At 43.4% G+C, this 14256-nt stretch carries 14 protein-coding genes; 7 read left to right on the forward strand and 7 right to left on the reverse strand.

The genetic code is table 11. From position 1 onward, the window contains the following. Positions 1-204: 204 nt before the first annotated feature. Both ACMXYU_RS11110 and ACMXYU_RS11115 read left to right on the forward strand, forming a co-directional pair. Positions 205-489, forward strand: coding sequence for an ArsR/SmtB family transcription factor (locus ACMXYU_RS11110; protein WP_415901120.1), 285 nt, complete (start codon positions 205-207; stop codon positions 487-489). 383 nt (positions 490-872) lie between these two features. Further along, a complete protein-coding gene (locus ACMXYU_RS11115; protein WP_415898698.1) occupies positions 873-2720 on the forward strand; it encodes a methyl-accepting chemotaxis protein in 1848 nt (615 codons plus the stop codon). Between the two features lie 74 nt (positions 2721-2794). On the opposite strand, the gene ACMXYU_RS11120 is transcribed toward ACMXYU_RS11115, so the two are convergent. Next, a complete protein-coding gene (locus ACMXYU_RS11120; RefSeq protein WP_415898699.1) occupies positions 2795-3094 on the reverse strand; it encodes a DUF1330 domain-containing protein in 300 nt (99 codons plus the stop codon). A 129-nt stretch (positions 3095-3223) separates the two neighbouring features. On the opposite strand from ACMXYU_RS11120, the gene ACMXYU_RS11125 reads away from it, so the two are divergent. After that, on the forward strand, positions 3224-4504 hold the full coding sequence (locus tag ACMXYU_RS11125; protein ID WP_415898700.1) for an MgtC/SapB family protein: 1281 nt from the start codon (positions 3224-3226) through the stop codon (positions 4502-4504). A 62-nt stretch (positions 4505-4566) separates the two neighbouring features. On the opposite strand, the gene ACMXYU_RS11130 is transcribed toward ACMXYU_RS11125, so the two are convergent. From ACMXYU_RS11130 to ACMXYU_RS11145, 4 genes are all read right to left on the reverse strand, one after another. Further along, positions 4567-5262: a response regulator transcription factor gene (locus tag ACMXYU_RS11130; RefSeq protein ID WP_415898701.1), complete on the reverse strand. Its 696-nt coding sequence runs from the start codon at positions 5260-5262 to the stop codon at positions 4567-4569. Beyond that, positions 5259-6767, reverse strand: coding sequence for a sensor histidine kinase (locus tag ACMXYU_RS11135; RefSeq protein ID WP_415898702.1), 1509 nt, complete (start codon positions 6765-6767; stop codon positions 5259-5261). The genes ACMXYU_RS11130 and ACMXYU_RS11135 overlap by 4 nt, the downstream gene beginning before the upstream one ends. 54 nt (positions 6768-6821) lie before the next feature. Then, complete coding sequence (locus ACMXYU_RS11140; protein ID WP_415898703.1) at positions 6822-7223, reverse strand: hypothetical protein; 402 nt, start codon at positions 7221-7223, stop codon at positions 6822-6824. 182 nt (positions 7224-7405) lie between these two features. Next, positions 7406-10147, reverse strand: coding sequence for a GNAT family N-acetyltransferase (locus tag ACMXYU_RS11145; protein ID WP_415898704.1), 2742 nt, complete (start codon positions 10145-10147; stop codon positions 7406-7408). A gap of 370 nt (positions 10148-10517) precedes the next feature. Between ACMXYU_RS11145 and ACMXYU_RS11150 the strand changes: the two genes are divergently transcribed. Next, a complete protein-coding gene (locus tag ACMXYU_RS11150) occupies positions 10518-11105 on the forward strand; it encodes a HupE/UreJ family protein (protein WP_415898705.1) in 588 nt (195 codons plus the stop codon). Between the two features lie 251 nt (positions 11106-11356). Next, a complete protein-coding gene (locus ACMXYU_RS11155; protein WP_415898706.1) occupies positions 11357-11578 on the forward strand; it encodes a PA3496 family putative envelope integrity protein in 222 nt (73 codons plus the stop codon). 51 nt (positions 11579-11629) lie between these two features. On the opposite strand, the gene ACMXYU_RS11160 is transcribed toward ACMXYU_RS11155, so the two are convergent. Beyond that, complete coding sequence (locus ACMXYU_RS11160) at positions 11630-11851, reverse strand: hypothetical protein (RefSeq protein WP_415898707.1); 222 nt, start codon at positions 11849-11851, stop codon at positions 11630-11632. Positions 11852-11979: 128 nt separating this feature from the next. On the opposite strand from ACMXYU_RS11160, the gene arfB reads away from it, so the two are divergent. After that, positions 11980-12393 (forward strand): alternative ribosome rescue aminoacyl-tRNA hydrolase ArfB, encoded by a 414-nt coding sequence (arfB, locus tag ACMXYU_RS11165; protein WP_415898708.1) that lies wholly within the window; start codon positions 11980-11982, stop codon positions 12391-12393. Between the two features lie 153 nt (positions 12394-12546). On the opposite strand, the gene ACMXYU_RS11170 is transcribed toward arfB, so the two are convergent. Continuing rightward, a complete protein-coding gene (locus tag ACMXYU_RS11170; protein WP_415898709.1) occupies positions 12547-13080 on the reverse strand; it encodes a YaeQ family protein in 534 nt (177 codons plus the stop codon). 106 nt (positions 13081-13186) lie between these two features. Between ACMXYU_RS11170 and ACMXYU_RS11175 the strand changes: the two genes are divergently transcribed. After that, positions 13187-14254, forward strand: a complete 1068-nt coding sequence (locus ACMXYU_RS11175) for a nucleoid-associated protein (RefSeq protein ID WP_415898710.1) — start codon at positions 13187-13189, stop codon at positions 14252-14254. The last annotated feature ends 2 nt before the right edge of the window (positions 14255-14256 follow it).

A 14256-nucleotide genomic window follows, 5' to 3' on the forward strand; every position in this document is an offset into this window, starting at 1 on the left:
TGCACTATCCATAACTATAAGTTGATATAAAAATCGACAGAAGCTGCAAATTGGGGATGAAGTCTGGATTAAGTCAAACAAATGAACCAGAGAGTTCATAGGCTAATCCTTTGTGAGCCCATAGATAAAAACAATACAGCGCTTCGGAGTGTTAACTTGAACGAGACCGTAAATGCACCTTTAGACTCGGAAACATTGGAGATGATGAAATCCAATGCGAGCAAGGCTGCAAAATTGATGAAAGCACTAGGCAATGAGAGTCGACTACTCATTCTTTGTAATCTGGATGGAAAAGAACTGTCTGTCACAGAACTGAATAATTGCCTAGATTTAAGCCAGTCTGCTTTATCGCAACATCTGGCTGTACTTAGGAAAGATGGATTAGTGAAAACCCGTCGGGAATCACAAACCATCTACTATTCACTTCAGGGGGATACTGCGAAAAGGATTATTCACACCCTACACGAGATGTTCTGTCCATCTCTTTAATGAAAAGGCCGCTTAGCGGCCTTTTTTTATGCCGCCAGTACACTGCCCCAAACAGTATGTCCTTACTTTTTGCCACACCTCAGGTCAACCTAGACATTCCAGCAACCTGATTTACAATGCGTTAGCATTTATGGATTTACTGTCTGGAAAAGCCCTCTCAAATCTTTTAAACCTCGTGACAAAGTGGCTTGCTAGTCTACCGCGCCAACGAAGCACGCAAGCATCTATAGTCGCATTTAGACTTCTGATTGGCTTTTATTGTTTAATAATATCCTCTTGAAAAAACCTCCTACAATTTTTTGGCAACATATCCAATCTCTGTCTATATTCAATTTTATTACAATTTAATGACATGGAAGTAAGCCCACGACAAGGAGGTAGTTATGTCTATCCGCCGCGCTTTTATTCTTGTTTCCCTATTGGTCATCGTTGCTATGGCAGCAATGACTTGGATGCTCTGGCAAACCAGTAGCCGAATTTCTGGTTTGGGTCAGCAATACGCTGTAGCCAAGGGCCTCACCAACGACATGTTAATGCTACGTCGACACGAGAAAGACTTTCTCTTACGCAAACAGCTCAAATACGTGGATAAGTTTGAAAAACGTATTGCTCTTATGCGTAACAATATCGACTCACTTGCATCGCAATTAACCTACGCCCCAGAAGTTCAAAAAGACTTAGGCACAGCACAAGATCAACTAGATATTTACCAACAAAAACTGATCGCACTGGTAGAGCTCGATAAAAAAATTGGCCTTGATAAAGACAGTGGCTTACGCGGAGCTTTTAATCAGGCAGAAAGAGCGCTCCAACAGAAAGTCGCCAACACTGGTGATAGCCAAGCGATATCAAAGATATTGAACCTGATCTTGTTAGAAAACGACTTCCAAAATAGTTACGACCTCAACTCAAAAACTCTACTGCGCGAAAGCCTAAAAAATACTCACAGCTATATGCAGCAAGTCAATCTGCCTGCTGCAGACAGCGTCAGAACTTTTGAAGATACCGCCCATGCCCTTGCTGAAGCGCTCCAGCAACGTGGCTTAGACCAAAACTCAGGATTACGCGGTGAACTTCGCAGCAGTATTCATGAAGTAGAATCCATATTTGGTGGCATCTACACCGACCTTGAAGGTGCAATATCAAGCGCGCTGCATACCTCTCGGATGCAAGGCGTCGGCATGGCAACAGCCCTCACAGCGATCATTGCCGGCTTGCTCTTATGGCAAACCTTCCGCGTACTTAATCGCTTACAAACTGCTAATTCTAAAATGTCCAATATCAGTCACGGCGGTGGTGACCTCACCCAACATTTAGACCTCCCAGGTCAAGATGAAGTGACCGAGCTCGCTCATTCGGTAAATGATTTTATTGATACCACAGCAGGACTGGTACGCGAGATAAAAGAGAAAGGCGAAACAGTAGAAAGCAGCGCTCATCATTCTGTTGAACTGAGTAAACGCTCCCAAACGGCCATAGAGGAACAGCGCAACAATACAATCGCAGTGAATCAAGCCGTACAAGAACTCGTAACAGCAGTTGAGCTAATTGCATCCAGCAGTACCCAAGTTCAAGACAGTGTCAGCAGTGCTGACCAGCAGATGAATGAAGGTAGTCAAATCATGGCAGAAACCCACCAGCAGATGGAAAAATTAACTGACAATATCAGCCGAAGCAGCGATCTAATGCACTCCCTCAGCCAATCCAGTACTAAGATCGGAAATGTAATTGGGGTAATCAGAGATATCACTGAGCAAACTAACTTACTCGCTCTTAACGCCGCAATTGAAGCCGCCCGAGCAGGCGATAAAGGCCGAGGATTTGCAGTAGTTGCCGACGAAGTAAGAACACTCGCGCAACGCACCCAAAGCAGCACTGTAGAGATTGAATCAATGATCGAAACCCTACAGCAGCATGTCACAGAATCAGAAGTTGCCATGCAAAGTAGCTTGAAGCTTAGCGAAACGATGAACAACTCCATTGGCGCTGCTAATTCCACTATGCAATCCAACAAAGATGCCATGGATGAGATTCGTGAAATGGTGATTCAAATTGCTGGAGCTACCGAGGAACAGATGTATACAGTCAAAGGGGTAGAGGATGCTACACAGCGGATCTCCTCCTCTGCTGAGCAACTACTGTCCGACTCATGCGAGAGCTGTAGGAACTGTGAGTGTTTAGAAACCCAAGCCCATCAGATGCGCGAGGACGTCTCTAAATTTATTGTGTAATTGAAAACGACTTGGTCTAGTCAGCTCCCAGCTGGCTGGATCAAGTTCTTGCTGAAGCAATAAAGGTAAAGAACCTAATCGGAACAACCTTGAGTCAAGATAACATTCACCTCAGCACAAGACAGCCTTAACTCTCGCCAAGGCCGATATTCATCGGAGTCATACCAAGCTTTAAACAACTCCACTGATGGGAATTCTTGAACAACAATCAGATTACTATCCCAACTACCTTCTAATACCTCGCCGAAATCGCCTTTGACTAAAAACTTACCGCCGAATTTTTCCAATGTTGGCACGTGCCCTACCACATACTCATAGAACTTCTTCTTATCGTAAATTTTGACAATATTCACAATGTTGTAAGCTTTAGTCATTCAAGAAACTCCACTTATCTTGGGCAGGATTAGAAAGGTTCAAAGATTAACAACTTAAACCTTACCCTCTTTTCTTTCTTATTGCTCTGTAAACTGGCGATAACCCTGAAACTGACTCAATATTTAATTATGGATGTTTCGTTTTTCTCTACACCAATCAATCTATTTTGGTCCCTTCTTATTGCCTTGGCTCTAGGCTTGATCATAGGCATTGAACGAGGATGGTCTCAACGCCATCGCTCTGAGGGAAGCCGTATTGCAGGAATTCGTACCTTTGCTTTGACTGGGCTATATGGCGGTTTATGTGCTGCACTTGCCAAGGATTTTTCAAGTTGGCTAATTGGGTTCGGCTTAATTCCGCTGATTATTATTCTCGCCGTCGCCTTCAGTATCCGTCATAAAGAGAGCAACACCGTCAGTATCACGGGCATTGTAGGCCTATTAATTACCTATACGCTTGGAGCACTCGCCGTGTCTGGGGAGCCTGTTATTGCCTCTGCAGCCGCCGTGATCGTAGCGTTGATTCTGGATGGTAAGCCCGAGCTGCATTCGGCACTTCATAAGCTTGAAGAGTATGAACTTGACGCTGGCTTAAGGCTGTTATTAATCTCAATCGTCTTGCTACCGATCCTGCCTGATGAGGGCTATGGCCCTTGGAACGCAATTAACCCCTATGAGATCTGGTGGCTGGTCGTACTGATCGCCAGCATTTCTTTTCTAGGCTATTTTGCAATCCGTATTGGCGGGACTCGTCGCGGCATTATGTTCACATCCGTTTTTGCAGGGTTAAGTTCTTCAACTGCATTAACGATCCAGTTCTCTAATCTCTCTAGGGAACAACAGCCCCTATGCCCTCTACTAGCAAGCGGAATTCTGTTCAGTTGTGGAACAATGTTTCCTCGAATTCTAATGGTATTGCTCGTCATCAATGCACCACTAACATATCAGCTATGGCCCTCTATGCTCATTATGATGGTTGGTTTCTATCTTCCTGCGCTCTGGATATGGCTTAAATACAGCGATGGAGAAACGAACAATATCAAAACTCAACGTAATCCATTAGCGCTAAGCTCTGCGGTTTTCTTTGGGTTTGTCTTAATGCTGGTAATGCTGCTCTCACAAGCACTAACAGAATGGTTTGGAGATACAGGAACACTGCTTTTATCAGCCATCGCAGGTTTAACCGATGTGGATCCCATTACTCTGACACTAGGCAGGCAGACACCTGAATCGATAGACGTAGAAATTGCTTTAGCAGGAATATTTATAGCGGCTACAATGAATAGCTTAGTTAAGATGCTGATCGTAATATTTGCCGGTGACAGATCCTTATCGATTCGAACAGCGCCGGCAATGCTTGGCGCCATATTACTTGGCGCTCTGACTATTTATGCTACGCATCTAGCATAAGACCACACAAGGTAATTAGGGCAACACGAGGAACATTTGGGAATAACTATTCCCCATCAAATTTATCCGACGCCTTTTAATTTATATCCAATTCCATAAACCGTTTGTACGATTCTGGGAGCTCCTAAATCTTTTTCCATTTTTTGTCTTAAGACCGAAAGAAACTGATCCAAAGTTCGGCTATTAGGTAGGTAAGCTCTCCCCCAACATTTGTCCAAAATTTCATCTTTCGATAGTACTCGCCCTCCACTTGCGTGAAGCATCTGTAAAAACTCAAGTTCACGCTTACTCAAGCAGACTTTTTCATCAACATAGCTTAGTAGCATACAGTCAACATCAACGGTTAACTCACCTAGTTGAAATATTTTCGATTGTGCAGGCTGTCTCGATTTAAGGTACTGTTCTCGCCGAGCCAAAGCAGTGACTCGTGCAATGAGCTCATCAGGGTTAAAAGGCTTTGTCATGTAATCATCAGCACCTAAGCGAAAACCTTCGATCTTATCGACTTGCTCATCAAATGCAGTAAGAAGAAGCACTGGCTGAAATAAGCCTCTTTCACGCATAACTGCACAGAGCTCTATACCGCTAAGATAGGGCATCATCACATCAAAAATGCATAAGTCAGGTTTGTATTCACCAAGCTGATACAGTGCATCTTTACCATTTTTCACGGTATGACATTCAAAACCTTCTTTTTGTAATAACAGCGCCAAGCCTTGGTTTAGATGAAGATCATCATCAGCAATTAATACTTTCATTGGCTTTCTTCTATCGGCAATTGAATGGTAAAAACGGAGTGCTCTACATTTTGGTAACTTATCTGACCACCTGCACTTTCTATAAGCTGTTTTGTTACAACAAGGCCAAGACCAAACCCTTCTTCGCTTTTAGTTTTCTGGGGATCATATTGAAACAAACTTGTTTGGCGCTCTGCTGTGATGCCGTCCCCGCCATCTCTGCAGGTAATCATCAAGCTATCGTTTTGTAGCAAAAAATCCAGTTGCGCGGGCTGGTTCGGCGCGTATTTAGTAAGGTTATCAACGAGATTTACAACCGAGCATTCGAGGGCTTCACGAGCTACTGTCACCATAGCTGTACATTGAATATCAATGGTCAAATCGATACCACTATGTTTCAGTCGTGGTTCAAAAGGATTAATCAGTTGATGGATAAAAGGCTCTATATCAAGGGTCTCGAGTTTAGGCTTACTCACCAGATCAGCATGTTCGAATAATATGGCGTTATTTAAAAAGCGTCGCATACGAAAAAATTCAGCATCAAATACATCCATATAACCCAATGTTTCTTTATGCGACTCACTTCGGCGAACAAGATCTGAATAAAGCCTCAAATTTGCTAGCGGCGTTTTAAACTCATGTGCAACTAATCTCAAAAAATCAGTCTTTCTTTCATTTTCTTTAATAGAGCGTCGCTGTGCCCAAAATAACCAAGCTCCAAGCCCTAGCATGAGTACAATTAGAGGAAATAAGATGGCTACATATACAGGTTGAAGGTGTTGTGTGTCGGCATTGAGAGGTTGATATATAAGTTGCCAATCGATAAAAATTCCACTTAAGGGCCAAGTTAGATTGGCACCGTGCTGTTCAAGGTTAGCCTTTTCTTTATGATTTTGTGAAACTGAACTTAACTGCAACTGATCACTTTGATCAATTCTAGGTAAAGCACCTTCCAACTCTTCTGCTAACCATCGCTGCTTAAGCAAAACACAGTAATTTAATTCTGATTGCCAACAATGTAACAAGCGAAGATCTGAAGAATAGCCTAGCGATAAAGTAATAGACTCAGACGCTAAAGAAATATCTTGTATTTGCTTTTCTATAACGGCTTCAAACTGATCGAGTAGATATTGCTCTCGTGGCAATGCTTGGATTTTATCAGGAGGAAAAATTCTGTTTAGTTGCTCATCGTAGATCAAAGTTAAATCGATAGCACCGTCGCTCATCACCAATTTTCGGAGATCATGACGACTACCATTTTTGGACTCAATCGACTCTCTTACTTTACGGAAAGCACTCTCTATCTCTTGAGCAAGCTGGATTTCGATTGCCTTCATCGTCATTTCCTGACGATACTGTGATTCTATTTGTTTTAAAGCGGTCTCTTGATTAAGAGCTTTTACTCCTAGTAAAGCCAATGTTATTGTTGAAATGAGCATTAACAATAAAAGTGCCAAATTTGGCGATGATATCCCTCTCATTTTATCTAAAGAAATCCCCTCAAAAAGGAGACAGGTTTTTACCACCTGCCTCAAGCGCTCATCAAAAATCAGATTGAGTCTTTTAAAACTGAGGTTTGTTTATATACCGGATGAAACGGGATAACAAATGTAAGTCACAAAGAGTAAGAAGGCCCACAAACCTATTTCTAAGGTTTCTGTAATAGGCTGTATCCTCCGAATTGCCCCATAAATATGCACTACTAACATTAATGTGAAGACGACAGCCAACATATCAAATGTGAACTGCAAACCACCCTCTGTATAAGCACCTTTGAGGATAAAAAACTCAACTACTAATATAAATGCGCCTACACAACGTCCGAAGTATTCTGCTAGATCAGTGTCTTCAGGAACCCTCCACATCATCAACTTAGCCCAAGTCAGAGGCACAAAAAACAGCGGGAGTGCAAAAGTAACCGTGGTTATCGATCCCAACACCCAAAGATAAGTTAAAGCGAACTCCGAATACTGCCCTAGCATTTCAATTTTCCTTATTAGAATTTTGAAACGTAGGCTAATCGCATTTAAAAAGAAGAATGTCAGTTAATTGTAAGGATTAGATTGAGAAGTCTAATACTTTACGGCTAAAAATTAGGAAGGGTAGTTTCGATACAGTCACCCCAGTTTCCACTGGGGTAACTAATAAACAATCAGTTGCTTTATTAATGAGGCAACTGAAGGCGCATGCGCTGCCAATCTTCTGTGGGTGTATTCAACATCATTTTCATATCGACTACGTCTTCTTCAATATTGAAGCTGTTCTCAAAACCTAATTTTTTAGCCAAGTTTTGCATGCCTTTGTTGTTCGGCAGTGTCGATCCAATAATCTGCAATGTTCCTCGGCTGCGACAGTAATCAACAATTTTGCTCATCAGGGCAACACCAAGGCCTTCACCTTGAAGATCATCACGGATTACAACACTGAACTCAGCTCTAACGTTATCGGCGTCGGTCACCGCTCTTACAACCCCTAGAGTTTCCATCTCTTTAGAACCTTCACGTGGAACAGAGATGATAAATGCCATTTCACGGTCGTAATCAATTTGAGTCCAGTTCGCTAGTTCCTGATGGGTCGGTACACCACGGCTGTAGAAGTAACGCAGACGGATAGATTGCGGGCTAAGCTTGTTATAGAACTCGAGATGGTTTGGTTCATCTTCACCACGAATCGCACGCATGATTGCCTTGCGGCCAGAGCGCTTCAATGTGATCTCTTCGGTGAGATGTTCTGGATAAGGAGAGATTGAGAGATCCCCCTCATCTACTGAAATTGACACAGAAACATCTGTCGCCAAAAGACCGGCCTTATTGACCAGTAGCGGGTTAATCTCTAAACACTTAAGGTTTGGCAGATCAACCACCATTTCTGAGAGATTCAGCAACAATTTGCACAGTTGCTTCATATCTTGCTCAGGGCGATAGCTGTTTTCTTCGATTATTTTACAGATACGCGACTGACGAATGAGCTGATGCGCCAGGGCCATATTTAAAGGCGGTAACATCACATGACGGTCCGAAAGCACATCTACAGTATGCCCACCAGCGCCAAAGACAATGACGGGACCAAAGGTAGGATCTCTGGTAATACCGACATTGATCTGTAGCGATTGGAAACCGCGTTTCATCTGTTGGACACAGAACCCCATCTGCTCTTCAGGACTGTAGGTCTCGCCTACGCGGTAGGATAGCTGGGTAGTTGCATGCTCAACTTCGGCTAGAGAGAAAAGATCCTGTGCAACATCCTTCCAACGCTGGCTACCCTGCGCATCATAGCTAAATGGATAGACATTATGAGTGTGTAGTGCTTTTACCCTAACCGAGTTCTCAATGTTTCTCGAGAGCTTAACCACATCGTTAATATTATCGCTGTAGTAAGTATTCGAAACCGGGATGTCGTATAGATCTAATAACGCACAAGCTTCTTTGTGCTGTAAATAGTCTCGGTTTTCCGCTAAGGCGTTTTGGATTAGATCTCTCGCCTTAATGTGGTTGGGTGTATTTTGCTCAATATATGGAGGCGGCGTTTGACGCATCACCTCTTGGTTACGGCGAAACTCAACCATATACATAAAGGCATCGATAGACTCTTCTGGTGTTAAGAAGGTTGGGATACCTGCAGTGTTACAGCGATTTCGCGCTTCAATCGCAGTTGCTCGGCCCATGAAGCAAGTCAATACATTACGTGGGGTTTTCTTAGCAACTTGAATAACCTGTTCCGCGGTTTCAACACCAGGCGCAAGTCGCGTCGGTGCATGTACCATCAGAACCGCATCTACATTTTTATCTTTGGTGAGCAGGCGCACAGCCTCAGCAAAACGCGCAGGGTCAGCATCGGCGTTCAGGTCTACCGGATTGGATCGATCCCAATGCGGCGGCAGGATTTCAGCTAATGCTTCTACCGTTTCCTCAGTTAAATGGGCTAGTTGACCTTTCTTATTCAAAAGGTGTTCCGTCGCCAGAGCATTAGGCCCCGTGCCATTAGACACAATCGCCAAGCGCTCACCGCGCATACGTTTCATGTGGGTTAGGGTCTCTAACGCGTTAAATAACTCATCAGAGGTTTCGACACGTACAACACCCGCACGTCGCAATGCAGCATCGTACACCTGATCATCATCATAAATACCAGGTGCGAGTTCTGTACCAGACTTTTCACCACTAAACGTATCGTTTTTAAGTACCAATACCAATTTGTTTCGCGATGCAGAACGAACAGCCGATAAGAAGTCTCTAGCAGAGCCATCTACTCGATTGAGCTGTAATAAAATCGCATGGGTATATGGGTCTTGAGCGAGATAATCGATCACCGATGGAAGATCGACATCGGCACCGCCACCTAAGGTAAGGAAGTGAGAAAAGCCAATCTCCTGACCAGTTGCCCAATCGATCATGGCCGTACCTAAAATACCGGACTGCCCCACATAAGCGACCTTTCCTTTTAGGATATTCACATGGGAATAGCTGGCATTCATATTATGACCAGGTACCAACATCCCCATACAATCTGGCCCTAGGATTCTGATGCCGTAAGGCTTAGCGGCTTCTCTAACTTGATCACGCAGGGTCTGGTGATTTTCATCTTCAATAGATAGACCACCAGTTAAGATCATGGCTGCTTTGACCATACTCGCACCCAGTGCGCGAATGATGTCTGCGACGGTTTCCGGTGGTGAACAAATTATGGCTAGCTCGGGCATTTCGGGTAGTTGATTAAGTTGGCTATAGCATTTAATGCCATGAACTGTGTCATACCCTTGGGAGTTAACTGCGTATAAAGATCCTTTAAAGCCGCTTTCTTGTAAGTTTTGAATAACCACGCCGCCCATACTATTTTCGCGGGCAGAGGCACCAAATACAGCGATAGATGCTGGTTTAAAAAAGCGTTTAAGATATTTTGTAGACACGCCAGTAATCCCTCGTAAACGGATAGCTTGCAGTGTACTCCCTTTTGCACTGCAGCAAAACAAAAAATATAGACCAAGGTCTTATAAAAAAGAGCATTTTCACTACTTATGAGTTAGATCAATTTTTGTAGTGACAGCCGACTGGTTACTAAGTTTCCAGCTTTAAACGTTTTTGCTATCAAAATGGGCTTTTTAAAACCCTGCATCCATTTCAACAGATAGTTTCGCAGCGCTCAATAGGGCTAACCATGGGCTGTTGGCTTAATCCTCATGATTTCTAAAACTTGGCACTTCCGTTGCTAATATCTTAGAAACGAGAGTAAGTATCCAAAGCCTCTCCTCATCCATACAAAATAAAAAGGATAGTCTAATGAGGACAATTTCCACCCCAGTTAAATCCAGTCTAGCGCTAATCGCAGGCTCACTAATTGCCCCATCAGCATTTGCTCACAGCAACCTATTAATGGAATCCAGTTTGATATCTGGCTTACTCCATCCACTAACAGGGATCGATCACCTACTAGCACTGTTAGCTGTCGGTTTCTGGGCCGGACAGCAACACCTTAAAAATAATCACTTAGTGCCTTTCGCACTTTTTAGCATGCTATTAGCAGGCTTCTTCTTAGCACTTAACGGCTTGATGTTCCCTGCAATCGAAACAGGCATTGCAGTATCCGTATTGGTGCTAGGTCTAATGGTTTCTAAAGTGATCAATCTAACAAGTGCTGTAGCCTTGCCGCTGATTGCAGTGTTCGCGATCTATCACGGTTCAGCTCATGGTGCCGAGTTAGGTTCCGCCGGTATCGCAGCTTTTGCTTCAGGCTTTATGTTGAGTACTGCGCTGCTATTTTGGTCAGGCAAAACGCTAGCTGATCAGATCAACCGTACTATTCCAAAATTAAATACTTGGGCTGGAACAGGCATCGCACTGTTCGGCGCTATGTTTCTGGTCGCTTGACCATCTGTTATAGCGAGATAGCCATCCACTTCTGCTATTTCGTTATTCGCTGGCAATAGTTACCTAACTAATTGCCAGCACCTTTCTTTGCTTCACCACACCCAAAGTGCCTTGTCGGGTAACTTTTACCCGACTTTTTTCTCCTTTTTGCCTTTAGCTAACATATTCAGCATAAATCTCTTTCCTATTTCTAAATCTGTACCATACTCAGGCTATATAGAGATCGATTTGTTTATCCCTGAGGCAAAGATATGAGTCACCAAGGCCCCATAAATAGCGAATCTAATCAACAGACCCTGTCTGATGAATCCGTACTTGAAGACGAGTTTCTAGCGTCTGAAGAGCTATCGACCATTTATAAGAAAGAGAGCATCAATCCAGCTAAGCGCCGTCGTTTAGAAGCTATGCGTGAAGAAAAAGAGCTGCAAAAAGATCTACGTGAAATCTTCGACGATGACGACTGGAAAGACTAACTAGGAAGAGGCTTAGATTGATTTAATAATGACACGCATCTGCCTGTGTTATTAAGCACAGGCAGATGGTTTGTGCTCAGTCATTTCCGACTCAGGCTGGACTATATCCAGTAAATAAATTTCATGTTCTGTGAATTCAAACATCGTGTTACATAGCTGACAGCGATAGATACTGCTGCTTGGTGACGCTCTTTGCACGTTAAGATGCTGATGGGGTTCACTGATAATTGAAGATTCAATTAACTGCCTGCAGTGGTTACATTTGGAATCCATGTCCTCCGCCCCCTGTTAATTTGAGTGGTACATCAAGAATGGTTCAGGTATGGCGGTTATTCAAACTCTGTCAGCACTTTTTTCTATCTTTTTTTCATTCCTTTTCACGCTATTGATACAATACATTCATGTTAAAGATAACCAACCGCGTTTTTATCTATCCGCACGAGCTAGAGTTCAATGCTATCCGCGCCCAAGGCAGCGGCGGCCAAAACGTCAATAAAGTCTCTAGTGCGATCCATCTTCGATTTGATATCAAAAACTCCTCTCTGCCTGAATTCTACAAAGAGCGACTACTTGCCTATCGTGATCAACGCATCACCAAAGAGGGCGTGATTGTGATTAAGGCGCAAAACTCCCGCGATCAGGAACGTAACAAGGACGATGCAAAACAACGACTGTTAGAGCTTATCCAAGCCGCTACCGTTGTAGAAAAAGCAAGAAGAGCGACCAAGCCCACACGAAGTTCACAACGTAAACGCGTTGATAAGAAAACTAAGCGCGGGCAGATCAAAAAGAATCGAGGTAAAGTGGATTATTAGTGCTTTTACGCTTCATCGATTTGATAATGCTTTCGATGAGGGTTTCCTTTCTGGATCAATAAAACATAGAACATCACAAAATAGCCTAATCATCAGAGATGGGCTTTGCGACTTAGCTAAAGCGAAACACCCTAGCCACTAGCCACTGAAATTTTATGAAAGCGCACTAACCTCAACTTCAACTTGGTTATCACCGGCAGCTACGAAGATCTGGTTTTCGCTCAGTGTAATCGTTAACTCCATCGTACGGTCACACAATGCTTCTAGCTGAGTCACTTGTTCGGCATCGAATCGAAACACCTCTGTTTTTGGCAAAGCTTTTAAGCCATCTCCGTTTTTAGCCCACCAGATATCTACTTCACTACCGTAGGCATAGAGAATCACCTGTTCTGCACGGCTTACGCCCTTGCGCATACGTTCTGGGGAAGCTTGTCCCACTTCGATCCAACAACTTACAGAGTTATCAGGACGCACAATCCAAAGATCAGGCTCGTCGGCTGTTGATAAGCCTTTGGTGAAATCAAGATCTTGATCATAGTTCAGCGCATAAGCAAGGATACGCACCATCATTCGAGTAACCGTTTCTGATGGGTGCAGAGCAACTGTTAGCTTTTCGCTCGTGTAAATATCCCGATTCATATCCACTAAATTAAGGGAAACTTTGTGGATAGTTGGTTTAAGCGCCATGAGCTCAGCCTTATTCATTGGATTGGGGGCATCTTTATACTGCATCTCCTCTGAGTTTTAAATACAATCCTTGCTCTGCTTTTTGACAACGCTGCTGAGGTCATTCATGGAATTAAAACATCTAGCTATTCGAGAACTAGTTAAAGAATCTGAAGATGCGCCTGCGCGTATTACAGATCGTGGTGGTGTTATTCCGACAACTGAACCGATCGCTAATCAGCTATTCGAAACACTAAATTCTGCATTCAGCCGTCGTTCTAGTCTGACTCACGGCTCGTTCAATCATGAGAATGAAGAGGGCTACCCATTTATCTCAGCTTTCGAAAGCTTCGTTAATGCAGAATGTAACGAGCAGAGCTTTGTTGAGTTAACCGATAAAAGTATGTCTCAGCTAGCGGTTGCTATTAACAACCCATCGGCTCATACCGCTCACGGCGGATATGTGCTGTTTGCTATGTATGCAAGCGATCGTTATGAATATATGTTGATCGCACTCGTACGAGATAAAGCAGGGATTGGTTTTGACAATGATCTTCATCCCACTGAGGTGATGGAAATTAATCTTGATCAGTTGCATCAAGGTGCGCGGATCAACCTAACCACTTATAGAAAAAAACAGGACAGCTACCTCAGTTTTATTGGCAGTAAAGAGAAAGGTGAAATCACCCATTACTTCTCTACTGCGTTTGGTTGTACAGATGTCACCCCTTCACGTAAATCAACGGGTGAGTTGATTCGTGCAGCGAGGGATTTCTGTAACCAAAACAATATGAGCGATCGTAAAGAAGAAGTGGTTGAGGATGTCGTTAGCTATCTATCCAAGCAACGTACTGAAAAAGAATCCGCTAATCTGAACGACATTGAAAACCTGTTTGATGCTTACATTCCACCAGAACAAGCAGAAACAGCGGCAGGCACCTTTGGCACATTTGCCAATAAAGGCCCGTACAATGTTAGCCAGGAATTTCAGCCTCACACCAGCACAATCAATCGCTTCGCAAAACTTAAAGTAAAAGCTGATAACTGGAGTTTAGATTTCAATAAGCGCAGCCTTGGCGATCTAAATGGCAGTAAAGATATCGAATTTGATGAAGATAATGGTCGAATTATTATCAACCGTCTGCCAAGTAAGGTTATCAATCAACTGCGCGAGGCTTTAGAGCAGGAAGATTAATC

Origin of the sequence: Neptuniibacter sp. QD48_11 (assembly GCF_047778095.1) — a bacterium.
Taxonomy (GTDB): Bacteria; Pseudomonadota; Gammaproteobacteria; order Pseudomonadales; family Balneatricaceae; genus Neptuniibacter.

Bases quoted from the DNA above. Each gene is read 5' to 3' on its own strand.
- ACMXYU_RS11110 (WP_415901120.1), top strand. From the start codon at position 205: ATGAAATCCAATGCGAGCAAGGCTGCAAAATTGATGAAAGCACTAGGC.
- ACMXYU_RS11115 (WP_415898698.1), top strand. From the start codon at position 873: ATGTCTATCCGCCGCGCTTTTATTCTTGTTTCCCTATTGGTCATCGTT.
- ACMXYU_RS11120 (WP_415898699.1), bottom strand. From the start codon at position 3,094: ATGACTAAAGCTTACAACATTGTGAATATTGTCAAAATTTACGATAAG.
- ACMXYU_RS11125 (WP_415898700.1), top strand. From the start codon at position 3,224: ATGGATGTTTCGTTTTTCTCTACACCAATCAATCTATTTTGGTCCCTT.
- ACMXYU_RS11130 (WP_415898701.1), bottom strand. From the start codon at position 5,262: ATGAAAGTATTAATTGCTGATGATGATCTTCATCTAAACCAAGGCTTG.
- ACMXYU_RS11140 (WP_415898703.1), bottom strand. From the start codon at position 7,223: ATGCTAGGGCAGTATTCGGAGTTCGCTTTAACTTATCTTTGGGTGTTG.
- ACMXYU_RS11150 (WP_415898705.1), top strand. From the start codon at position 10,518: ATGAGGACAATTTCCACCCCAGTTAAATCCAGTCTAGCGCTAATCGCA.
- ACMXYU_RS11155 (WP_415898706.1), top strand. From the start codon at position 11,357: ATGAGTCACCAAGGCCCCATAAATAGCGAATCTAATCAACAGACCCTG.
- ACMXYU_RS11160 (WP_415898707.1), bottom strand. From the start codon at position 11,851: ATGGATTCCAAATGTAACCACTGCAGGCAGTTAATTGAATCTTCAATT.
- arfB (WP_415898708.1), top strand. From the start codon at position 11,980: ATGTTAAAGATAACCAACCGCGTTTTTATCTATCCGCACGAGCTAGAG.
- ACMXYU_RS11170 (WP_415898709.1), bottom strand. From the start codon at position 13,080: ATGGCGCTTAAACCAACTATCCACAAAGTTTCCCTTAATTTAGTGGAT.
- ACMXYU_RS11175 (WP_415898710.1), top strand. From the start codon at position 13,187: ATGGAATTAAAACATCTAGCTATTCGAGAACTAGTTAAAGAATCTGAA.